The following is a 22,885-nucleotide window of genomic DNA, read 5'->3' as shown; positions in this document are numbered from 1 at the left end:
GCCGGCAGCCGCGCGCCGCGCGCCGCCCGCAACCCCCGCGCCGCCTCACGCAGCCCCACACCCCGCCGTGGCCTACCCATGCCGCTCATCCCCGCCCCTGCCGATCCCATCCACCCGAACGACCCTGCACAGCCGGCTCACCGGACATCGGCGACCAGCCGCGGCGGACTGTGCAGATAGGTGATCGACGGATCCCGACCGACCGACCCGGACACGATCTCCAACGCATCCGCCAACGTCGACGCCGCACGCACCCCCAGGCGCGCACACACCGCCCGGTCACCACCCACGACGACCACCTCACCCAGATACGCCCGCCCCGGCGCCGTCTCATACCAACGGTGGAACGGATGCACCCCGGGCAACGCCAGCGACGACCGGTACAGCGACTCGTACCACGGATCGGTGGCGTACTGGCGTTCGAACTTCGCCTCGATCGTCGCCGGATCGTGTGACTCCGCCAGCACCTCGGCGTAGAAGTCGACATACGACGGCTGATGCACCTGCGAGAACCGCGCGGCCATCGGATGGTAGACGATCATCGCCCCATGCTCGCGGACCACCGGCCGTCCCGTGTGCCGACCCAGCACCTCGGCGAGCGCCCCATGCACCCCCAGCACCGCATCCCCAGGACCCGACCCGTGGTGCGCGCCGAACGGCGCCGACCCCACCACCAGCACATCCGACTGCCCCTCGACCGCCACCCGCTGCCCGGCATCCACCTCCGCCCAGGCCGCCGCCGTGACCGCCGTCACCTCCCCGGCCCCCACCGAGGTGACCGCGTAGTCGGCCGTCGTCTCCTGCCACACCCGCCGCCGCGCCCAGCCACCGAGCCGGTCCAACCCACGCCCGGCCGCCAGCGCCATCGCCTGATCGGGCAGCGACCACTCCCACTCACGTCGGGTCAGAAACCCCGCCGCTGCCGGACCCACCGCCGCGTTCACCGTCGCCGTCACCGCGAACACCGGCACCGCACCGGCCAGCACCGCCCCCAACCGGTCGGCCACCCCCCGCGACCCCGCCGACGTGGACACGGCCTCCGCAGCCGCCGCCGCGGTCCCTGCAGCGGACACCGCGGGGGAGTCGGGCACGGCGAACCAGCCGGCCGCGTCCCGCATCGCCGCCGCCACACCGTGCACCGCACGCAGCGAGCCATACGCCCCCACCCCGGCCGCAAGCCCCGCAAGACCCCCCGCGCCCGCGTCCTGCACCACCTCCACCGACACGACCAGATCCGCCTCGGCGACCGGCCGGGCCACCCGCAGCACCTCCCCGGCGCCGCTGGTCCCCACCTCCACCAGGTTCGCCTCGTCGAACGCGTCATGACACGCCAACGCCCCCGGCCAGAACGACCGGAACACCCGCTCACCCACCAGCGCCGCGACCTCGGCCGCCGACCGGCGCCGACCCAGCCCCGTCGCCACCACCAGCCGCACATCGTCGACCCCGGCCGCCGCCACCACCGACAGCACCCGCTCGATCAGACGGGCCCGCACATCGGTGCCGCGCATCCGCGGCGACGGCACGCCCGCATCGGAGACCACCAGCACCAGCCGCATCCCCGGCCGCAGCAACGACGCCAGCGGCGCCGACCCCACCGGCGCCGAAAGCGCCGCGTCCACCGCGGCCTCCACCGCCCCGATCCCCGGCCGGGGCAACGGCGGATACACCACCCGCGACCCCACCGGGAAACGCTCCAACAACACCCCGTCGCCCTGGTGCACCAACAGCGGAGGAGTCCGCTCGTCCACCTCGAGCACGAACCCCGGTCTCACCGACGCACGTCCCTTTCCGTCCGCCGCATGAAGGCAGCCTCCACACGGACCCCGACATCACCGACCCTGCCAGCCCCCGACCCTGCCAGAACACCCCGATGGCCCGTCACCCGCCCACCGCCGGATCGAACGCGACCCGCACCACACCCCGCTGATGCGCCCGCAGCGCATGATCCACTGCCTCGCGCCACCGCGACAGCGGATACACCACCCCCACCACCTCATCCAGACGCGGATCAGCCGCCAACTCCCACACCCGCGCCGGACCGTTCCCCGCCCGACCGCCCACACTGCCCACCTCGTCCCCGTCGGATGGCACCCCCTCGGACGTCATCGTGCCGTCACCGGACGCGCCCACCAGCGTCAGGCCACGCGCCCACACCGGCGTCAGATCCACCCGACCGGACGGCACCCCCACCAGCACCACCCGTCCCCCCACCCGGGTCGTACGCGCCGCCAACGACACCCCCGACGCCCGCCCCGACGCCTCGAACGCCACATCCACCCCACCCAGCAGAAAATCCTCCCCGCCGCGCGCCGCCACCCGCACCACCCGCGTCGCCCGACGCACCCCCGCCACCGCCGCCGCCGGTTCCACCACCGCCGACGCCCCGAACCGCCCCGCCACCCCCGCCGCCCAGCCACCCCCGGTCACCACCGTCACCGACCCGGCCTCGGTGAACGCCCGCACCGCCAACACCGTCGCCAACCCCACCGCCCCCGCACCCACCACCAGCACCCGCGCCCCCGCCGCCACCCGCGCCGCCGCCACCGCCGCCACCGCCCGCGACAACGGATCGAACAGCACCGCCCGCCCGTCCGGCACCGCCTCCGGCACCGCCCGCAACGCCACCCGCGGCGCCACCATCACCCGACTCCACCCGCCACCGGCCGCCACCACCCCACCGGCCACCGCCACCTCCGCCGTCCCCACACCAGCAGAACCCGCAACGCCGCACCCCGGGCCGGCAGCCAGCCGTGCGGCCGCCCGCTGCACCCAGCCGGCATCGACGACCACCCGACCACCCGCCGGCACCACCCCGGCGCCACCCGCAAGCTCCACCGCCTCCTGCACCCGACCCACCACCTCCCGGCCCGGCACGAACGGCAACCGCAACGACCCGCCCACATACCCCGACCCGCCACCGGTCACCAACGCCAGATCCGCCCCGCCGATCCCCGCCAACGACGGCCGCACCCGCACCCACCCACCATCAGGAGGCACCGGATCATCCCCGTCCACCAACCGCAACGCCACCAGCCGCCCCACCGCCGCCGGCCCCCCCCACCGACCCGACCCGTCCGACACCCGCGCCGCCGCCCGACCCGCCGCCCACCGACCGGCAGAGGCATACAGCTCCAACCCCCGCGTCACCGCACACCCCCCACCCGACCAGCCACCGCCGCCTGCGCCCGCGCCGCCGCCGCCTGCACCACCCGCTCGCGACGCGACGCCACCACCAGCCGCGACCCCGGCGCCACCGACCACTCCTCCACCGGCCAGCTCGCCCCCCGCGCCACCTGCAACAACGCCACATCCGGATTCACCGCCACCGGATTACCCACCGCCCGCAACAACGGCAGATCCGACTGGCTGTCCGCATACGCCCACGACACCGCCAGATCCGCCCCCACCACCCGCGCATGATGAGCCACAAACGCCGCCCGCGCATCACCCACCAACGGCGACGACGCCAACCGACCCGTACACAACCCGTCCGCCCCCACCTCCAACCGGGCCGCCACCACATCGTCGAACAACGGCGCCAGCGGCGCCGTCACCGCCTCCAACGCCCCCGTCAACAACACCGTCCGATGCCCCGCCGCCCGATGCTCCCGCACCCGCCGAATCCCCGCCGGACGCACCCGCCGCAACAACACCTCCCCAGCCGCCTGCGCCACCAGCCGCGACAACTCCTCCGGATCCACCCCCGCATACCGGGCATACACCGCCCGCATCAGATGACCCCGATCCCGACGCTCCGCCCGCGCATACCCCGGCAACGCCGCCGCCAGACCCGCAAGCTCCCGCACCCGCCCCAGCCCACCCAGATCCGCCAACCGCATCCACAGATACGACTCCACCACCGACGCCGACGCCACCGCCCCATCCAGATCGAAAACCGCCAGCACCCCCTCACCCGCCGGCAGATGCCCCGACAACCGCCGCGGCGCCGCCGCCGCCCGCGGCCGACGCAACACCGCCGTCACCGCCGGACAGTGCACCCGACACAGATAGTGCTCCCAGTCGATCGACGTCGGATCAAACCCGAAATCCACCTGATCCGCCGGCTCCATCGACGCGTGCAACGCCGCCGTCGCATCGTCGACATACACCAGCTCCGCCTTCGTGTACGCCCGGTACACATCCGAATAGCGCCGCAGAAACGCCACCCGCGCCTGCGCCCGCTCCAACTGCCCCGCCACCTGCCGCACCCGCATCGACGACGCCGGCACCGCCGACAACACCCGCCCCGCCGCCCCCACCACCCGCTCACTCCGGCGCAACCGCGCCTCCGCCGCCGCCGCCCCCGCAAACGGCCACTGCGGCACCCCGATCGCCCCCCGCCCCCGCTGCGGCAACGGATCGGCCAGGAAGTACTCCCGCACATGCTCGTACAGCTCCCAGAACCGCAACGGATTCCGAAAACCCGAACACACCGTGTAATACGCCGGCGCATCCACCGGCGGCACCGTCGCCGCCGCCGCCAACGTCGCGTTCACCACCAGATCAATCGGAATGATGTCGACCACCGCGTCCGGCGACGCCGGAAAGTCCGGCAGCTCACCCCGCCCATAGGCGATGATCAGCGGCTCGGCCATCTTGAACCCCTCGATCCACCCGGGGAACGGCCGCACCAGCGCACTCTCAATGATCGACGGACGGATCACCGTCAACGGCAGATCCCCGTGATGCTCCTCCAACCAGCGTTCCCCCAACGCCTTCGTGAACGTGTACGCATCCGTCCACCCCAACACCTGCGCCCGCTCACCCCCGGCCGCCACCAGCCGACGCGCCACCCACTCCCGGCGCAGCCGCTCCGCCTCACCCGACACCGTCTGCGCACCCGCCGCCGCGAACCGGCGCCGCCCCGCCCGCCGAAACCGCTCCGAGTTCTCCGGCGACCGCGACGCATCCTCGATCTGCTCCCGCACCCGACCCGCGAACGCCTGCTCCACCCGCCAGTCCACGTCATGCGACAACGGACCCTCGGCGATGTGCCCCGACCGCAACCCCGCCACATACGCCGTCGACACATGCACCAGATGCGGCCGGGCCCCACCCGCCCGCAACGCCCGCACCAGCTCCTGCAACCCACCCACGTTGATCCGGAACGCATCGTCGATCGGCGGATCGAACGACACCTCCCCGGCACAGTGCACCACCACGTCGATGTCACCCGGCAGATCCGGCACCGACGCCAGATCCCCCTCGATCACCTGCACCCGACGCGCCAGCAGCTCCGCCAGCCCCGCCGCCCCCACCTGCTCCCGCAACGCCCGAAACGCCGGCTTACGCATCATCCGGGCCAGCCGCGCCGCCCCACCATGACTGCCCCGCGGCCGCACCAGCGCCACCACGGACGTCTCCGGAAAATCCGACAGCAACCGCTCCAGCAGCGCCTCGCCCATGAACCCGGTCACCCCGGTCACCAGCACCCGCCGACCCGCGAGCCGCTCGCGCAGCCCCACCTGTGACCTCCGCTGCCATGGCCCGGACACCCCACGGGCATCCGCACCCCACCGCCCGGACCGGCAGACGCCCATCCGGGGAGACACCACCTCCGACGGCGCGACGTCCGGCCCACACGGCCGGCAGATGCCCCAGTCGCAGTACGCACGGAAACCTACCGTCCACCCACCCCCGGCGATGCACCCCGCCCGTCCACCACACCGCCAGCCACGCCGGCGACCACCACCCGACCACCACCCGGCCGCCCGGGAAACACCCAGCACACGCCCGGCCGGCACCGGCTAACCGCCCACCCCACCCGCCGCCTCGCTCACCGTGGCCAACGCCGCGGCCAGCCGGGCACACGCCGAGGAGATCCCGAACCGCGCCCCCAGCCGCGCCACCGCCCGCGCATCCACCGGCGCCGCCGGCAACGCCCACGCCACCGACCCCAGCGGAACATCACGCACCACCGCCACCACCGGAACCGCCGCCGCCAGATACTCCCGCGCCCCCACCAGCCGCCGCAGCACCGCCGCCGACACCCCGTCCACCGACCCCCCCGGCCCCGCCGCCTCCACCGCCGCACACACCGCCGAAAGCGACCCGAACCGCCCCAGCAACGCCGCCGCCGTCTTCGCCCCGATCCCCGCCACCCCCGGCAACCCGTCGCTGGGATCCCCCCGCAACACCGCGAAATCCGCATACGCCCGGCCCGGAATGCCATAGCGCGCCGTCACCGACGCCTCATCCACCACCGCGAACCGCTCCACCGCATACCGCACCCGCACCCCGACACCGTCATCCACCAGCTGGAACAGATCCCGGTCCCCGGTGAGCACATCCACCCCACCCACCCCGCGATACCGCGTCGCCAACGTCCCGATCACGTCATCGGCCTCGAAACCCGCCGCCTGCACCCGGGCGATCCCGAACGCGTCCAACACCGCATCGATGACCGGAAGCTGCACCTGCAGCTCCTCCTCCACCTCCTCCACCACCTCCACCACCCCGGACGCCGCCCCACCCGCCCCATCCACCCCGCCGGCCACCCGATGCGCCTTGTACGACGGCACCAACGCCACCCGAAACGCCGGCCGCCAGTCCGCATCGAAACACGCCACCAACGACCCCGGACGCACCTCAAGGATCTGCCTGGCCAGCACATCCACCAGACCCCGCACCGCGTTCACCGGCGTCCCGTCCGGCGCCCGCACCGACCGCGGCACCCCATAGAACGACCGGAAATACAACGACGGCGTGTCCGCCAACAACAACCCACCGCCACCCCGACCACCCGCACCCGACCCACTCACCGACAACCACCCTCCGTCACCGCATCCGAGCGCTCCGCCCGCGCCACCCCGACCGTCCACCACACACACACCAGCCGACCGTAGCCACTGTCCCACCGGGACCAGGCAACGGACCAGAAACCCCTCCCAACCCCCCCGCCCGCCTGCGTACGCTCCGGATCGTGCTGGAAGATCTCGACCGACGAATCGTGCAGATGCTGTGCCGAGACGGGCGCATGAGTTTCACCGACCTCGGCCGGGCCACCGGCCTGTCGGTCTCCGCCGTCCATCAGCGCGTCCGCCGCCTCGAACAACGCGGAGTCATCACCTCCTACACGGCGCTGGTCGACCCCACCCAGATCGGCCTGCCCCTGACCGCCTTCGTGTCGATCACCCCGATCGACCCGAGCCAACCCGACGACGCCGCCGAACGCCTCGCCCACATCGTCGAGATCGAGGCCTGCCACAGCGTCGCCGGCGAGGAGAGCTACCTGCTCAAGGTGCGCGTCGCCACCCCCGCCGCACTCGAGACCCTCCTGCAGCGCATCCGCGCCGCCGCCGGCGTGTCCACCCGCACCCTGGTCGTCCTGTCCACCCCCTACGAAGGCCGCCCCCCGGCCCTGTAAACCCCACCGGGCACACTCGCCCCGTGCCCACCACCCCCCGCACCGTGCTCTACCTCGGCGGCCACATCCACACCCCCGCCGCCGCAGCGCACACCGCCGCCGTACCCCCCACGGCCGCGCCCGCCACCGCCATGCTCACCACCGGCGACACCATCACCTGGATCGGCACCGACGACCAGGCCACCACCCTGACCGCCGACACCGTCTGGCACCTCGACGGCGCCCTGGTCACCCCCGCCTTCGTCGACGCCCACCTGCACACCACCGCCACCGGCCTCGCCCTCACCGGCCTCGACCTCACCCACAGCCCCACCCGCACCGCCGCCCTCGACGCCCTCGCCACCCACACCCGCCACCACCGCCACACCACCGTGTTCGGCACCGGCTGGGACGAAACCCGCTGGCCCGAGAACACCCCACCCACCGCCGCCGACCTCGACCGCGCCACCGGCGGCGCACCCGTCTACCTCGCCCGCGTCGACGGCCACACCGCCGTCATCTCCACCGCCCTGGCCGCCGCCGCCCACGCCGCCGACCACCCCGGCTGGCAGCCAAGCGGCCTGGTCACCGGCGACGCCCACCACCACGCCCGCCGCACCGCCGACACCACCCTGCCCACCCACCAGCGCCACGCCGCCTGGGACGCCGTCCGCACCCGCGCCGCCACCCTCGGCATCGCCGCCCTGCACGAAATGGCCGGCCCCGACGTCTCCAGCGCCGCCGACCTCGCCGGCCTGCTCGCCCACGCCGCCACCACCACCGGCCCGGCCATCCTCGGCTACTGGGCCGGTGACCTGCACACCGCCGACGCCCTCGGCGCCCACTGGGGCGGCGACACCTTCGTCGACGGCTCCCTGGGCTCGCACACCGCCGCCCTGCACACCCCCTACGCCGACGCCCCCCACCACGGCACCCTGCACCTCGACGCCGACACCATCCGCGACATCGCCCTGACCTGCGCCGCCACCGGCCGCCAGACCGGCTTCCACGCCATCGGCGACGCCGCCCTCACCACCATCCTCGACGGCCTCGACGCCGCCGCCACCCACCTCGGACCCCACGGACACCCCACCCTCGCCGCCGCCCGCCACCGCCTCGAACACGCCGAAATGATCACCCCGGCGCACCTGCCCCGCATCGCCGCCCTCGGCCTGGTCATCTCCACCCAACCCGCCTTCGACGCCCGCTGGGGCGGCCACCACGGCCTGTACGCCACCCGCCTGGGACCCACCCGCGCCGCCACCCTCAACCCCTACGCCACCCTCGCCCGCGCCGGCATCCCCCTCGCCTTCGGCTCCGACGCCCCCGTCACCCCCCTCGACCCCTGGGGCGCCGTCCACGCCGCCACCACCCACCACACCCCCACCGCCCGCCTCGACCCCCACACCGCCCTGGACGCCGCCACCCGCGGCGGCTGGTACGCCGCCCACGCCGACCACGACGGCCACGGCACCCTCGCCCCCGGCCACCCCGCCACCTACGCCATCTGGACCCACACCACGGCCACCGCCCTGCCCGACCCGGCCGCACCCACCCCCACCTGCCGCCGCACCGTCCTACGCGGCCAGATCCTGCACGACACCCTCACCTGACCCCCGCGACCCACTCCACACTCCACGGCAGCGCCGCTCCAGCCTCTGCCGACAGGACCCTCCACCGCGACGAAACCGCCAAGCCCCGACCCACCCACACGCCACACCCGGCAACCGCCGTGGCCAGCACGCCCGCCATGACCGAAACTGGACCGGTGACAGCGACGCCGGCCCACCCCCGCACCACAGCCCCGGTGGACGGCGACCCCGCCACCACACCCGCCGCCCCGGCTGCCGACACCATCCCGGCCCAGCCCACCGCCCAGCCCACCGTCGACACCGCGCCGACCAGCACCGGCCAGCGCGACGCGGTAGCGGTAGCCGCTCACCGCGGTACGGCGCAGCCAGAAGCAGCGCAACCGGCCCCACAACCAGCCGCGGGGGAGCAGCCCGTCCGCGTGCCCGAAGCACCCGAGGCACCACAACCAGCATCAGGGGAAACCGACACACCGCCGCCGGCAGCGGGGGAGCAGCCCACCCCCCGACACACCCGCCGCACCACCCTGCGCCGACGCACCCCACCCGCCCTCACCGCCCTCACCGGCGGCATCCTGCTCTACCTCGCCACCCCACCCGTCGGCGCCTGGCCCCTCGCACCCCTGGCCATCACCCTGCTCACCCTCACCGTCCGCCACCGACGCCTACGCGCCTCCTACACCCTCGGCCTCCTGTTCGGCCTCGGCTTCCTCCTACCCCTACTCCGCTTCGTCTCCTTCGTCGGCGCCGACGCCTGGATCGTCCTCGCCCTCGCCGAAGCCGCCATCCTCGCCCTCGCCGCCCCCGCCACCACCCTCGTCTGGCGCCTGCCCACCCCCTGGCCCGCACTGGCCACCGGCGCCGTCTGGGCCGCCGACGAAGCGCTACGCGACCGCGCCCCCTTCGGCGGCTTCCCCTGGGGACGACTCGCCTTCACCCAATCCCACAGCCCACTCACCCCACTGGTCGCCCTCGGCGGCGCCCCCCTGCTCACCGCCACCGTCGCCACCCTCGGCGCCCTGCTCACCCACACCGCCCTCACCATCCACACCACCTGGCCCACCCACACCACCCGCACCACCCCACGGCCAACCCCCACCCGCCGCACCACCGCCACCCGCCTCGCCGCACCCCCGCTCGCCGCCCTCACCCTCACCCTCACCGGCCAACTCGTCCCCCTACCCACCAACCCCGAACACGGCACCCGCACCATCGCCGCCATCCAGGGCAACGTCACCACCGACGGCGGCATCCACGCCCTCGGCCGCGCCTTCCAGGTCACCACCAACCACCTCACCCAAACCCGCCGCCTCGCCGCCGACGTCACCGCCGGCCACACCCGCCAACCCGACCTCGTCCTCTGGCCCGAAAACAGCTCCGACCTCGACCCCCTCACCGACCCCACCGTCGCCACCGCACTACGCGACGCCGCCCGCACTGCCAAAGCACCCCTGCTCGTCGGCGCCGTCCTCGACGGACCCGGACCCAACCACGTCCGCAACGCCGCCATGATCTGGACCGCCAACGGCTTCACCGGCGACATGTACGTCAAACGCCACCCCGTCCCCTTCGCCGAATACCTCCCCGGCCGCGCCCTGCTCACCACCCTCATCCACCGCTTCGCCGACGACATGCCCAGCGACTTCGTCCACGGCACCACCATCGGCACCCTCCCCGTCGCCGGCACCACCATCGGCGACGTCATCTGCTTCGAAGTCGCCTACGACAGCCTCGTCCGCGACACCGTCAACCACGGCGCCGAACTCCTCGTCATCCAAACCAACAACGCCTCCTTCGGACGCAACGGCGAAAGCCAACAGCAACTCGCCATGTCCCGCCTGCGCGCCGTCGAACACGCCCGCGCCACCATCCAGGTCTCCACCAGCGGACAAAGCGCCCTCATCACCCCCGACGGCACCATCCTCGCCCAATCCGGCCTTTACCAGCCCGCCGTCCTGGCCGCCACCCTGCCCCTGCGCACCAGCCGAACCCTCGCCGACCGCGCCGGCATCCTCCCCGAGGCGGTGCTGCTCACCCTCGCCCTGGGCGCCATGATGGCGGGAGCGCTCCGCCGCACCACCCGCCACACCTGACCCACCCGCACCACCGACCACCACACCGGCACGCGGCGCACCCGCACCACCGGCACTCGGACATGGCCCCCGAAACGGAGAGGAACCGCGTGGATCACCACAGCGTCGTCGTCTGCATCCCCACCTACAACGAGCGGGACAACCTCCCCGACACCGCCCGCCGGCTGCGCACCGCCAACCCAACGGTCGACCTGCTCGTCATCGACGACGCCAGCCCCGACGGCACCGGCCAGATCGCCGACGACCTCGCCGCCGCCGACAACCACATCCACGTCCTACACCGCACCGAAAAATCCGGCCTCGGCACCGCCTACACCGCCGGTTTCACCTGGGCCCTCCAACGCGGCTACACCGTCATCGTCGAAATGGACGCCGACGGCTCCCACCAACCCGAACAACTACCGCGCCTGCTCGCCGCCCTCAACCACGCCGACCTCGCCATCGGCGCCCGCTGGATACCCGGGGGAGAGGTCCACAACTGGCCCCGACGCCGCCTGCTGCTCTCCCGCGGCGCCAACCTCTACGTCCGCGCCGCCCTCGGCATGCCGCTGCGTGACGCCACCGCCGGCTACCGCGCCTACCGCGCCGACGTCCTACGCGCCCGCGACCTCACCCGCATCGCCAGCCAGGGCTACTGCTTCCAGGTCGACCTCGCCTGGCAGGCCTGGCGCGCCGGCTACCGCGTCACCGAAGTCCCCATCACCTTCGTCGAACGCGCCCGCGGCACCTCCAAAATGAGCAACACCATCGTCGCCGAAGCCTTCTGGCGCGTCGGTCTCTGGGCCCTCACCCACCCCCGCCGCCGCCCCACCCCCCGCCCCACCAGCCCCACCAGCCCCACCAGCCAACCCACCCCCACCACCCCCGACCAGCACCACCCCGACACCACCCCCGACCGGCACACCACCACCACCACCAGCTAGCCACCCAGAACACCCAGAACATTACACACAGCAACCAAACCGTCGCACGCAAAAGGGTCGGGCACGCACCCACCGTGCCCGACCCAACCCACACCAGCCGCCACACACCCACAGCCACCCCGCGCCCACACTCGGACGCGACGCACCTCAGGCGCTACGACGCCCCTCACCGGTACCGCGCAGCACCGCCAACCGCTCCGCCAGCACCTCCTCCAAATCATCCGTCGTCCGACGTTCCATCAACATGTCCCAGTGCGTCCGCGGCGGCTTCGCCTTCTTCGGCTCCGGCCGCTCACCATCGACAATCACCGACGCCCCACCACACACCCGGCACTCCCACACCGACGGCACCTCCGCCTCCGCGGCGAACGGCATCGTGAACTGGTGCCCGTTCGGACAGTCGTAGGACGCCGACTGGCGTGGGGCAAGCTCGGTACTGCGGTCCGTCTCATAGGACACCGCACCGAGACGGCTTCCCCGCAGGATGCGCTCGCCCATATAACTCCTCCGAGCGTCGAGTCGTCAGCAACTACCACCCCACAACGTCCCAGCCAGCCGAGACGTTCCCGCCCCGGAAGGACCCGTACCACAATCATGAACCGAACACGCCGACACCCCACCACCAAACCCCACACCCTGCACACCACCACCCTCGGCCTCGCCCGCGCCGCCGTCGGCGCCCTCGCCCTCACCCGCGCCGTCGACACCCTGCGCCTCACCGGCATCGACCGCACCACCGCCACCCACCTCGCCTGGACCGCCCGCCTCGCCGGCATCCGCGACCTCGCCCTCGGCGCCGGACTCCTCACCGCCCAGGCCACCGGCCGCGACACCCACCTGTGGATCACCGCCGGAATGCTCGCCGACACCGCCGACGTTTCCGTCTTCGCCACCGCCACCACCCGCGGCCACATCCCACCCGTCATCGGCAGCGCCATGACCACCGCCGCCCTCGCCGGCGCCGCCGCCGCCCTACCCCTGATCCGACACCACCACAACCACCAGAACCACCAGAACCACCAGAACCACCAGAACCAGCCCACGGGGGAGTAGCACCCCCACCCACCACCCAGAAAGGACCCCCACCCCATGACCACCAGCAACCAGCCCCACCAGGAACCCACCACCAGCAAGATCGTAAAAACCGACGAGGAATGGCGCGCCGAACTCGACCCCGACCGCTACGCCATCCTCCGCCAGGCCGCCACCGAACGCGCCTTCACCGGCACCTACACCTACAGCAAAGACACCGGCACCTACCGCTGCGGCGCCTGCGGCGCCGCCCTGTTCACCTCCGACACCAAATACGACTCCGGCTCCGGCTGGCCCAGCTTCACCGAACCCACCGTCCGCGACGCCGTCACCCTCATCGACGACCACAGCCACGGCATGACCCGCACCGAAGTCCGCTGCGCCCGCTGCGACAGCCACCTCGGCCACGTCTTCCCCGACGGCCCCGGCCCCACCGGCGAGCGCTACTGCATGAACAGCCTCGCCCTCAACCTCGACCCCCACTAGACCACCCACAGGACAATCGCGCCCACCACGCGAACGTGGTCGCTCAGCCCGGCCCACGCCACGCTCAGCGACCACAGTCCAACCCCCGAAATCCAACCCCGAAACACCCCACAAACCAGCCCCACCACCACCATCCCCCACGCGCCGATAATGCACATTATGTCAAGTAGGACGCCGGAGGAGCGTCGAGATCATCTTTACTCGGACACCCGGCGATGATCTTCTGATATGCGTCGCGGATGCCTGACCGTCCACGAACCGGCGCAGGCGCCCCGGCGGTCCTGCATGCCGGGCCAGGGATCGACATACAGGCGGGCTCGAGGTGGACGCGGACACGAAGGCCGCCGACACGGACAGTGAGGCCCTCCCCCGGCCAGGTGCTTTTTGATCTTTATTTCTTGATCAAGTTTGGTGACATGCCGTCAACACTGTTGATTATCTTGAACAGTGCGATCCGGGCCCATGCAACACCGGTGATCCCACGCCGACCAACCATGAATCACGAGCCCGACCGGCAACCTTGATCTACGAAGAACCGCCTAGTGCGGCGCGTCGGACCAGCGGTGCAGGATCGAGACGTCGGCGACGAGGCGCACGCCGCTGCCGGCCGCCCAGTAGGCGGCGGTCGCGGCCAGGGTGCGGTGCAGCAGCTCGGCGGCCGGCTCGGCGTGCTGCCGGGGGACGTGGACAAGCAGCTCGTCGTGCAGGCACAGCACGACGTCGCCGTCGAATGCGGCCAGTTCGATGCGGACCGTCGCCGCCCAGGCCTTGAACAGCTCCGCGGCGGCTCCCTGCACGACGGCGTTGCGGGCGAACCGTCCGCGGGCGATCCGGGCCTGCGGGGTCGGCGCGGTGCCGCCCGCCGCGTCGGGTGGAGCCGGGTCGGTCAGTCCCCGGGCCGGCAACGGGTCGGGGACGGCTCGGGAGTCCGGCCCGTGGGGACGGGCCGTCCCCGGCCCGGCGCCGGTGGCCGTGGCTGGGGCCAGGGCAATCAGCCGGCCGCCGAAGGTACGCAGGTCTCGGCCCTCACGGCCGGCGGTGTCGGCGGCGTCGAGGAAGGCAAGCGCCGTGGGGTAGGCGTGCCGCATCCGGCGCAGCGCCTCGCCGGCGGAGCCGGTGGTCTGCCCGTACATCGCGGCGAGCATCGCGATCTTCGCGTCGGCGCGCGGACGGCCCAGGTGTGCGGCGACGGGGGCGTACATGTCGTCGGCGTGGGTGGCGCGGGCCAGCGCGCCGTCGCCGGAGACGATGGCGAGCACCCGTGGTTCGATCTGGCCGAGGTCGGCGCGGACGAACACCCGGCCCGGCTCGGCGATGATCGCGGTCCGCAGGTCGGCCGGCAGGTTGTGCAGGCCGGCCTGGGCGGTCATCCGGCCGGCGCCGCCGTCACTGCCGTGCCAGGCGCCGCGTAGCCGGCCGTCGGCGCCGACGTGTTCGTCCAGCCAGCGATGGCCGTAGGTGGTGGCGATCCGTTCGGCGCGCCGCCAGGCGAGCAGGGCGCCGACGACGGGATGCGCGCCCCGCAGCGGTTCGAGACGACCCGAGCGGGTGTCGGGGACGTCGATGCCGACGGTGCGCAGACCCGCCCGGACCGCCGCCGGGTTGCGCAGGTCGACTGGCTCGGGCAGATGGGCGAGCACGGGTGCGTCGCGGCGGCGACGGGCGGTGTGCTCGTCGGCGGGGGTGCGCGGACGGGGGCCGATCAGCTCGGCGAGCAGCGCCTCGGCGACCGGCCGGGCCAGGGGCAGCCCGTCGCGTTCGAGTTCACGGGCGAGCAGTTCGGCGGCGGACTCCGACCAGGCGGTGAGGACCGGCAGCGGGGTGCGGCCGGGTCGGGACCGGCGGTCGGCCAGCCGGTGCAGGGCCGCCGTCTGGTGTTCCTGCGCCGTCAGGGCGAGCTGGGCCAACCGGCCGGCGCGCCGCAGCGCCTCCGGCCTGGACGGCGCCCGGGCGAGCCAGTCGGCGTCGAGCTGACCGTCGTCGCGCACCGCGTCACCGTCGGCCCCGGCGCCAGGGTCGATATGCCCCGCCTGCCCGGCGCGGGTCGGGGTCGACGGAAGGAGATGGGACGTGTGTGCCCCGGGGTCGTCGCCGACGGTCATCGTGGCGGCATCCCACAGGTCAAGCTGCCCCGCGGCGGCCCGCGCCAGCGGGCTGGATCCCCGCCGCGGTGGTGGTGGCGGCAGGCCCACGACGGCCGCCCAGACGGCCGGTTCGTCGTCGCGCCGGCCGCCGTAGAGCAGGCGGTGCACGGCGGACAGATCCCAGCAGGCGGCCAGGCGTACCCGGGCGGTGAGCGCCACCTGCGCCGCGGGTCGGGATGACCACCACACCCAGCGGGGCCTGAGGCGGCGTTCGATCTCGGCGACGTGGTGCCCGGCCTCGGCCGGGCCCGCAACGATATCGAGCACTCCCGGACCCGACCCTGGCCCGGCTCCGCCTCCCGCCGCAGCCGCTCCCCCGACTCCCCCGGCGCCGGCCCGGGCACCACCGGATGCGGCGGTCGCTCGCGCTGGCCAGGCCAGCGCGAACCCGACACCGGGCACGGCGACGACCGCCAGGGGATGGCGGGTGGGAAGCTCGGCTGCCCACAGTGCGGCGCAGGGGTCGGCTGCCGACCCCGAAAGAACACGGACCGGTGCCGAGGGCATGGGCCGATTCTGACCGCCGGGTCCGACAGTTTCCGCACCGGCCACACCATCCTTGGCCTTGAGTGAGAGAGCGTCGGGATGTCGTCCGACTGCAGCGCCGGAGGCCATCAACGCCGTTGATTATCTTGGTTCTGGCGGGTGTCGTCCGTGGGAAGGGCCACACACCGGCCGTCGGGTGCGGCCGGGCTTGCGATGCTGGGCCGATGGGTGAGGTCAGCGCCGTGCACGTGGATACCCAGCCGAGCCGCGACCAGGCCGGTGGGCCGGAGCAAGCCGGTGCGGAACCGGCCGAACCGGCCGGCGGTGCGGACTATGCACGTCTCGTCGAGAACCTGCGCCATCTGTTGGATGCCGTGGCGGCTGCACGGCCACCGAGCCCGCTGGTCAGTCGGCTCGCCGATCAGCTCGCCGAGCTCGACGCGCAGCTCGCACCGTTCGCGGTCGCCGAGGCGGCCCGGGTCGCGGGACGGCGTTTCGATCTGCCGGGGCGGGGCCAGACGATGGCGCCCGCCCTGCACTGGGACGAGTTCGACGCCCACCACGGCCGGTGTCGTGTCACGCTCGGTCAGCACTACACCGGTGGTGGCGCGGCGCACGGCGGGGCGGTGTCGCTGCTGTTCGACGAGGCGCTCAGTGCGGTGGCCAACCGGGGCCGGCCGATGGCCCGGACCGCGTATCTGCACGTCGACTACCGGGCGATCACACCGATCGGCACCGAGCTGTGGATCGACGTGGTGGTGGATCGCGTCGAGGGCCGCAAGTGCTATCTGCGCGGCGGACTGCACCATGGCGAGGTGCTGTGTGCGCAGGCCGAGGCGTTGTTCGTCGAACTGCGGCCCGATCAGCCCTGAGCTCTGCCCGGCCCCGCCGTCGCCACGGCCCTGATCCCCGCGGCCGGTTCACTCCCCCACCAGCGGTCCCCCCGGGTCTCGGACCACCAGATGCCGGAGCCGTCCAGCGGGACCGGCTGGCCGCGCGTCGCCCAGGTGATGACACACCCCACCCAGAGATGATCGTTTTTCCGGCCGCGGGGATCCGTCAACACCGTTGATTATCTTGACGGGGATGTCGCGGGACGGTGCGGTACCGTCGGGCGCCTGCGTGACGGACACGTCCGGACGTGGTCTGCGGCGCCGCGACGGGCCAAATACCGGCGTTCGAAACGTGAACCGGTGAGAATCCCGGTCTACGGGGATATAAGGGTTCGGGGGAAAGGTGGCCGCATGGCTGGGCGGGACAGCGAGTACGAGCGTCCCATCCTGCTTGCCTGCGGTGGTTGCGACGCCCGGTGGACCGCGCTGACCGCCGCGCACTGCCCGACCTGCCACACGACGTTCGCCAGCGCCACCAGCGGGTTCGACGCCCATCGGGTCGGCGGTACCTGCCAGCCGCCCCCGCAGGTGGGGCTGCACGAGGACCGCGGCTACTGGCTGCTCGCCGACGAGCGCGCCCCGGGCCGGGTCCTGCACGCCGAACCACCGGACACGATCACCCGCCGCATGGCCGGCTGACGGGGCCGCGCCTGGCGCGGTCGGACCACTCCCCCGGTGCGATGCGTGGCCGGCCGAGACGGTCGGTTGACGGAGACGGTCGGCTGACCTGGCGCCGACTCCGGACGGCGCCGCGGTGTGGTCTGCGCCGGGGATCAGGCACGATCAGGAGACCATGACTCTCGCCGACCACCTTCCCCCGCGTATCGCCGGCGCCTCGACTGCCCCCGGCGCCACCACCGCCACGACCACCGCCGAGCCGGATCCGGACGCGCTGTACGACGCGTTCACCGCCTGGGCGTCCGAGCAGGGCCTGGAGCTGTACCCGGCGCAGTCGGAGGCGCTGATCGAGATCGTGTCCGGCTCGAACGTCATCCTGGCGACGCCGACCGGGTCGGGTAAGAGCCTGGTCGCGGCCGGGGCGCACTTCGCCGCCCTGGCCGCGGGACGGCGCACGTTCTACACGGCGCCGATCAAGGCGCTGGTCAGCGAGAAGTTCTTCGCGCTGTGCGCGATGTTCGGGGCGTCGAACGTCGGGATGATGACCGGCGACGCGAGCGTCAACGACACGGCGCCGATCATCTGCTGCACGGCGGAGGTACTGGCCAACATCGCGCTGCGCGACGGGGTCGAGGCGAACGTCGGCCAGGTGGTGATGGACGAGTTCCACTACTACGCCGATCCGGACCGGGGCTGGGCCTGGCAGGTGCCGCTGCTGGAACTGCCGCACACCCAGTTCGTGCTGATGTCGGCGACGCTCGGGGACGTCTCGCGGTTCGAGACGGATCTGACCCGGCGCACCGGGCGGCCGACCGCGGTGGTGAGTTCGGCGCAGCGTCCGGTGCCGTTGTTCTACCGGTTCGTCACCACGGCGCTGCACGAGACGATCGCCGAGCTGCTCGAGACCCGCCAGTCGCCGGTGTACGTCGTGCACTTCACCCAGGCGCAGGCACTGGAACGGGCGCAGGCGCTGATGAGCGTGAACGTGTGCTCGCGGGGCGAGAAGGACGCGATCGCGGCGGCGATCGGCGGGTTCCGGTTCACCGCCGGGTTCGGCAAGGTGCTGTCCCGGCTGGTGCGCCACGGCATCGGGGTGCACCACGCGGGGATGCTGCCGAAGTACCGCCGGCTGGTGGAGCAGCTCGCCCAGGCGGGGCTGTTGAAGGTGATCTGCGGAACGGACACCCTGGGGGTGGGCATCAACGTGCCGATCCGCACGGTGGTGTTCACGGCGCTGTCGAAGTACGACGGGACGAAGGTGCGGCTGTTGACCGCGCGGGAGTTCCATCAGATCGCCGGGCGGGCGGGGCGGGCCGGCTACGACACGGTCGGCAACGTTGTGGTGCAGGCCCCCGAGCATGTGATCGACAATCTGAAGGCGCTGGCGAAGGCCGGGGACGACCCGAAGAAACGACGCAAGGTGGTGCGCAGGAAGCCGCCGGAGGGCAGCGTCGGCTACGGGGAGCCGACGTTCGACCGGCTCGTGGCGGCCGAACCGGAGCCGTTGACGTCCCAGTTCACCGTCTCGCACGCGATGCTGCTCAACGTGATCAACCGGCCGGGCGACGCGTTCGCGTCCATGCGCCATCTGCTCACCGACAACCACTCCGACCCCGCCACCCAGCGGCGGCTGATTCGCCGGGCGATCGCGATCTACCGGGCGTTGCTGGCCGCCGGGGTGGTGGAGCGCCTTGACGCTCCGGACGAGCTGGGGCGCACCGTGCGGATCACCGGGCAGCTGCAGCTCGACTTCGCGCTCAACCAGCCGCTGTCGCTGTTCGCGCTGGCCGCGCTGGAGCTGCTCGACCCGGCGTCGCCCGGCTACGCCCTCGATGTGCTGTCGGTGTTGGAGTCGACGCTGGACAATCCCCGCCAGGTGCTGCACGCCCAGCTCAGCCGGGCCCGCGGCGAGGCGGTCGCGGCGATGAAGGCCGAGGGCGTCGAGTACGACCGGCGGATGGAACTGCTGGAGGAGGTCACCTACCCGCAGCCGCTGGCCGACCTGCTCGGCGCGGCGTACGCGACCTACCGGCAGGGCCATCCCTGGGTCGATGACTACGAGCTGGCGCCCAAGTCGGTGGCCCGCGAGCTCTACGAGCGGGCGATGACGTTCGCCGAGTACGTGTCGTTCTACGGGCTGGCCCGCTCGGAGGGGCTGCTGCTGCGCTATCTGGCCGACGCGTACAAGGCGCTGCGCCAGACGGTGCCCGAGGACGCCCGCACCGAGGAGGTCACCGATCTCACCGAGTGGTTGGGGGAACTGGTCCGCCAGACCGACTCGAGTCTGCTTGACGAGTGGGAACGGCTCAGCGACCCGGACTCCGGCGCCGACGCGGCGCTCGCGGCCTCGGCGGTGGACGAACGGCCGCCGGCGGTGACCGGTAACGCCCGGGCGTTTCGGGTGCTGGTGCGCAACGCGTTGTTCCGCCGGGTGGAACTGGCGGCGCTGCGCCGCTACGACCTGCTCGGCGAGCTGGACGGTCCCCCACCGGGCGGGTCCGGGGTGGCGGGTTCGACCTTCGACGCCGAGCGGTGGCAGGAGGCGCTCGCCGGCTACTACGCCGAGCACGACCAGATCGGCACGGGCCCGGATGCCCGGGGCCCGGCGATGCTGCTGCTGACCCAGGACGGTCCGGTGTGGACGGCCCGGCAGATCTTCGACGACCCGGCCGGCGACCATGACTGGGGGATCAGCGCCGAGATCGACCTGGCCGCCTCGGACGAGGCGGGTGTCGCCGCCGTGCGGGTCACCGCGGTGGACCGGCTCTGATCCGCCTCAGCCCGCCGTCCCGACGTATCGGGTGGTGGCGGACGGCGGGGCCCGGATCGGGCCGGGCCGTCCGCCGGCGGTCCGGGCGCCGTCCGCCCAGGTTCGCCCCGGTGCGGCGGCGGGTTGCACGGCCGTACCGGGCAGCGGCGGCGGGACCGGAAGCGGTACCCGACCGGCGGCCAGGGTGATCCCGAGGGCGACGGCGCGGGTCGCCGCGTCCGCGCTGGGCAGGTCGGTGGCCATGATCTGGACGCCCAGTCCGCGCAGATACGCCCGGATGCTGTCGCGCAGCTGCCAGAGTCTGGGAGGCCGGTCGTCCTCGATGCGGGTGGCGGGGGCGACGGCGGCGGTCCACACGCCGGTCACCTCGGGGATGAGCGTCACCATGTCGACGGGCAGCTGGCACAGCAGCAACATGTTGGCGTCGGCGGTGCCGAGGTCGGCGAGGCACAGGCCGACGCCGCGCCGGTGCAGCGTCACCATCCGGTCCTCCCAGGTGGCCAGGTCGATGCCGCGATCGGCGCCGAACAGGTCGAGGATCAGCTCCCCGGGGCGCAGCCGGCCGTCACCGAGCGCATCCAGAATGGCGGCGACGAAGGTGTCGGACGGGGGGACCACGGCGTGCACGGGCAGGTGCACCGGAGGTGGGGTGGCGCTGGCACGCAGTCGGGGCAGGTCCGCGCAGATCCTGCGCAGGGTGGTGAGCGCGAGCGCCGGTAACAGACCGGTGCGTTCGTGGGTGGCGATCAGGGCGACCGCGGGCACCTCGCCGTAGGCGGGATGCGTCCAGCGCAGCTCGGCGTGCGCGCCGGCGGGGCGACCGCCGGGCAGATCGACGATGGGCTGGTAGACGACCCGTAGCTCGCGGTCGCCGTCGCCGCGTAACGCGCGGATCAGGGCGGTCCGCGGGGCGAGGCTGATGCCGCCGTTGCCTCCCGGCTCCAGGCCGGGGTGGTAGATGGTCAGGCTGCCCTTGCCGGTGCCTTTCGCCGCGTACATCGCCGCGTCGGCGCGGTGCAGCAGCTGGTCGGCGGAGAGCTGTTCGGTCGCCTGCGCGACGACCAGGCCGACGCTGGCCCGCACATTGTGACGGATCCCGGTGAGCAGGGTGGGCGCATGAACCGCGGTCAGCACGCGACTGCCGATGGCGGCCGGCGCCTCGTCGCCGGAAACGAGCAGGATCGCGAACTCGTCCCCGCCGAGGCGGGCCACCGTGTCCCCCACCCGCACCGCCCGGGACAGCCGGCCGGCGGTGATCTGCAACAGCCGGTCCCCCGCGGCATGCCCCAGGGTGTCGTTCACGTGTTTGAAGTCATCGAGATCGACGTAGAGCACGGCCAGGGCATGGCCGTCGGCGGATTGGGCGGCCACCGCGCGCTCGAGTCGTTCCCCGAACAGCGCCCGGTTGGGCAGGCCGGTCAGCGGGTCGTGGAAGGCCTGCCGGTGCAGCCGCCGCTCACTGCGTTCCAACCGGCGCAGGAGATTGATGTTGTCGGCGAGGATCATCATCTGGCGGGCCAGGACCAGCGGCGGCAGAGCCAGCAGGACGACGACGTCGACGATCTGCAGCCCGTTACCGACGACCAGGTCGACCAGGGCGGACACACCGGCCACGCTCAGGGGCAGCAGGGGAAGGACGGCATGCGCCCAGCGCAGGCTGATCCGCCCGTCCCGGCCGGGGTGGGCGGTGCCGGCCGGGACGGTGGTGAGGGGTGTGTTCCGGGTGGGCAGGCAGGCCAGCAGCAGGCACCAGCCGGCGAGGATCCAGCAGATCTCGGCGTCGTGGGGCAGCGGGTCGCGCCGGGTGGCGATCGTCGCGGTGTAGGACAAGAAGCTCAGGCTGATCGCGGCGAGCCCGCCGGCCAGCCAGCCGAAGGTACGGACCGGCGACGGCCGGCGGAAGGTCCACCGCACCAGGGCGACGCACACGAGCAGCAGGCTCGCGGCTGACATCACCAGGCTGACCACGAGCTGCTCGACGTCGCCGACGCCCGCCTCGACGATCCGGTGCAGGAACAGCGCCCACCCCAGCATGCCGACCGAGACCAGGGCGATCACGCTGTCGAGCAGGGCGGTGATCCACCAGCGGCGCCCGGGCGGGCCGCCCCCGGCGGGGCGTCCACCGGCCGGGCAGGTCGGGTAGTACAGGACGGCGGCGAACAGAAGAGCCATCGGTAGGAGGTAGGCCAGCTGGCCGTAGGTCATCCGCAGCTGTTGTTCGCCCGACCCGCCGACCGGGTTCGCCACGAGATAGCAGACTCCGGTCACGAACATGATCGCGACGCTGCCGGCCAACAACCAGCGCCACTGTCGGTCCCGCCCGGCCAGGCGCCAGCCGGTGGGGAGTGCGACAGCAAGGAGCAGCAGTTCACCGGTGACGACAGCCACCCGCAGCGCGAACAGGCCGGCGGCGCCGGGTAGCAGGACGGCGATCGCGACCGCGGCGACCAGGTACAGGCCGGCGACGAGGAGCCACGGCCGCGGGCCGGGGGGCCACCCGGCC

Annotated in this window: 16 protein-coding genes; 9 read left to right on the top strand and 7 right to left on the bottom strand. The window is 73.0% G+C overall.

Going from position 1 to position 22,885, the window contains the following annotated elements; translation table 11 throughout:
* Window positions 1-137: 137 nt before the first annotated feature.
* The 4 genes from ND747_RS26700 to ND747_RS26685 all read right to left on the bottom strand — a co-directional run bounded on the left by ND747_RS26700 (window position 138) and on the right by ND747_RS26685 (window position 6,764).
* Window positions 138-1,775, bottom strand: a complete 1,638-nt coding sequence (locus ND747_RS26700) for a lactate racemase domain-containing protein (protein WP_251737028.1) — start codon at window positions 1,773-1,775, stop codon at window positions 138-140.
* A gap of 106 nt (window positions 1,776-1,881) precedes the next feature.
* The gene (locus ND747_RS26695) at window positions 1,882-3,150 is read right to left on the bottom strand and encodes a zinc-binding dehydrogenase (RefSeq protein ID WP_251737027.1); all 1,269 of its coding nucleotides are present in this window, start codon (window positions 3,148-3,150) and stop codon (window positions 1,882-1,884) included.
* Window positions 3,147-5,468, bottom strand: a complete 2,322-nt coding sequence (locus ND747_RS26690; protein WP_251737026.1) for an SDR family oxidoreductase — start codon at window positions 5,466-5,468, stop codon at window positions 3,147-3,149. Before ND747_RS26690 ends, ND747_RS26695 begins: the two co-directional genes overlap by 4 nt.
* Before the next feature lie 282 nt (window positions 5,469-5,750).
* A complete protein-coding gene (locus tag ND747_RS26685; protein WP_251737025.1) occupies window positions 5,751-6,764 on the bottom strand; it encodes a 5'-3' exonuclease H3TH domain-containing protein in 1,014 nt (337 codons plus the stop codon).
* 164 nt (window positions 6,765-6,928) lie between these two features.
* On the opposite strand from ND747_RS26685, the gene ND747_RS26680 reads away from it, so the two are divergent.
* From ND747_RS26680 to ND747_RS26665, 4 genes are all read left to right on the top strand, one after another.
* A complete protein-coding gene (locus ND747_RS26680; RefSeq protein WP_308204704.1) occupies window positions 6,929-7,369 on the top strand; it encodes an Lrp/AsnC family transcriptional regulator in 441 nt (146 codons plus the stop codon).
* Between the two features lie 23 nt (window positions 7,370-7,392).
* Window positions 7,393-8,961 (top strand): amidohydrolase, encoded by a 1,569-nt coding sequence (locus ND747_RS26675; protein ID WP_374216331.1) that lies wholly within the window; start codon window positions 7,393-7,395, stop codon window positions 8,959-8,961.
* Between the two features lie 137 nt (window positions 8,962-9,098).
* Window positions 9,099-11,030, top strand: coding sequence for an apolipoprotein N-acyltransferase (gene lnt / locus ND747_RS26670; RefSeq protein WP_251737024.1), 1,932 nt, complete (start codon window positions 9,099-9,101; stop codon window positions 11,028-11,030).
* 89 nt (window positions 11,031-11,119) lie between these two features.
* Window positions 11,120-11,953 carry a polyprenol monophosphomannose synthase gene (locus tag ND747_RS26665; protein WP_251737023.1) on the top strand — a complete coding sequence of 278 codons (834 nt, stop codon included), beginning with the start codon at window positions 11,120-11,122 and terminating at the stop codon, window positions 11,951-11,953.
* Between the two features lie 147 nt (window positions 11,954-12,100).
* Here the strand turns inward: ND747_RS26665 and ND747_RS26660 are convergent, their stop codons facing one another.
* The gene (locus tag ND747_RS26660; protein ID WP_101833638.1) at window positions 12,101-12,451 is read right to left on the bottom strand and encodes an RNA polymerase-binding protein RbpA; all 351 of its coding nucleotides are present in this window, start codon (window positions 12,449-12,451) and stop codon (window positions 12,101-12,103) included.
* Between the two features lie 96 nt (window positions 12,452-12,547).
* On the opposite strand from ND747_RS26660, the gene ND747_RS26655 reads away from it, so the two are divergent.
* Window positions 12,548-13,006 carry a hypothetical protein gene (locus tag ND747_RS26655; RefSeq protein WP_251737022.1) on the top strand — a complete coding sequence of 153 codons (459 nt, stop codon included), beginning with the start codon at window positions 12,548-12,550 and terminating at the stop codon, window positions 13,004-13,006.
* Window positions 13,007-13,042: 36 nt separating this feature from the next.
* Window positions 13,043-13,471, top strand: coding sequence for a peptide-methionine (R)-S-oxide reductase MsrB (gene msrB, locus ND747_RS26650; protein ID WP_251737021.1), 429 nt, complete (start codon window positions 13,043-13,045; stop codon window positions 13,469-13,471).
* Window positions 13,472-14,010: 539 nt separating this feature from the next.
* Here msrB and ND747_RS26645 read toward each other — a convergent pair.
* The gene (locus ND747_RS26645) at window positions 14,011-16,122 is read right to left on the bottom strand and encodes a DNA polymerase (RefSeq protein ID WP_251737020.1); all 2,112 of its coding nucleotides are present in this window, start codon (window positions 16,120-16,122) and stop codon (window positions 14,011-14,013) included.
* A 203-nt stretch (window positions 16,123-16,325) separates the two neighbouring features.
* Between ND747_RS26645 and ND747_RS26640 the strand changes: the two genes are divergently transcribed.
* The 3 genes from ND747_RS26640 to ND747_RS26630 all read left to right on the top strand — a co-directional run bounded on the left by ND747_RS26640 (window position 16,326) and on the right by ND747_RS26630 (window position 20,382).
* Window positions 16,326-16,973 carry a hotdog domain-containing protein gene (locus ND747_RS26640; RefSeq protein WP_251737019.1) on the top strand — a complete coding sequence of 216 codons (648 nt, stop codon included), beginning with the start codon at window positions 16,326-16,328 and terminating at the stop codon, window positions 16,971-16,973.
* Window positions 16,974-17,345: 372 nt separating this feature from the next.
* Entirely contained in the window at window positions 17,346-17,633 is a 288-nt protein-coding gene (locus tag ND747_RS26635) for a hypothetical protein (RefSeq protein ID WP_163549519.1), read from the top strand.
* A gap of 154 nt (window positions 17,634-17,787) precedes the next feature.
* On the top strand, window positions 17,788-20,382 hold the full coding sequence (locus ND747_RS26630) for an RNA helicase (protein ID WP_251737018.1): 2,595 nt from the start codon (window positions 17,788-17,790) through the stop codon (window positions 20,380-20,382).
* Window positions 20,383-20,388: 6 nt separating this feature from the next.
* Here the strand turns inward: ND747_RS26630 and ND747_RS26625 are convergent.
* The coding region (locus ND747_RS26625) for a diguanylate cyclase (RefSeq protein WP_251737017.1) at window positions 20,389-22,885 on the bottom strand (2,497 nt) is incomplete at its 5' end.

The organism is Frankia sp. R82 (assembly GCF_023716925.1).
In the GTDB taxonomy this organism is placed as follows: domain Bacteria; phylum Actinomycetota; class Actinomycetes; order Frankiales; family Frankiaceae; genus Frankia.
This window is presented reverse-complemented; position numbering and strand designations above follow the sequence as displayed.

Excerpts from the sequence above, each read along its gene's own strand:
- lnt (WP_251737024.1), top strand. The coding sequence starts at position 9,099 with ATGACCGAAACTGGACCGGTGACAGCGACGCCGGCCCACCCCCGCACC.
- ND747_RS26660 (WP_101833638.1), bottom strand. The coding sequence starts at position 12,451 with ATGGGCGAGCGCATCCTGCGGGGAAGCCGTCTCGGTGCGGTGTCCTAT.
- ND747_RS26655 (WP_251737022.1), top strand. The coding sequence starts at position 12,548 with ATGAACCGAACACGCCGACACCCCACCACCAAACCCCACACCCTGCAC.
- msrB (WP_251737021.1), top strand. The coding sequence starts at position 13,043 with ATGACCACCAGCAACCAGCCCCACCAGGAACCCACCACCAGCAAGATC.
- ND747_RS26645 (WP_251737020.1), bottom strand. The coding sequence starts at position 16,122 with ATGCCCTCGGCACCGGTCCGTGTTCTTTCGGGGTCGGCAGCCGACCCC.
- ND747_RS26640 (WP_251737019.1), top strand. The coding sequence starts at position 16,326 with ATGGGTGAGGTCAGCGCCGTGCACGTGGATACCCAGCCGAGCCGCGAC.
- ND747_RS26635 (WP_163549519.1), top strand. The coding sequence starts at position 17,346 with ATGGCTGGGCGGGACAGCGAGTACGAGCGTCCCATCCTGCTTGCCTGC.
- ND747_RS26630 (WP_251737018.1), top strand. The coding sequence starts at position 17,788 with ATGACTCTCGCCGACCACCTTCCCCCGCGTATCGCCGGCGCCTCGACT.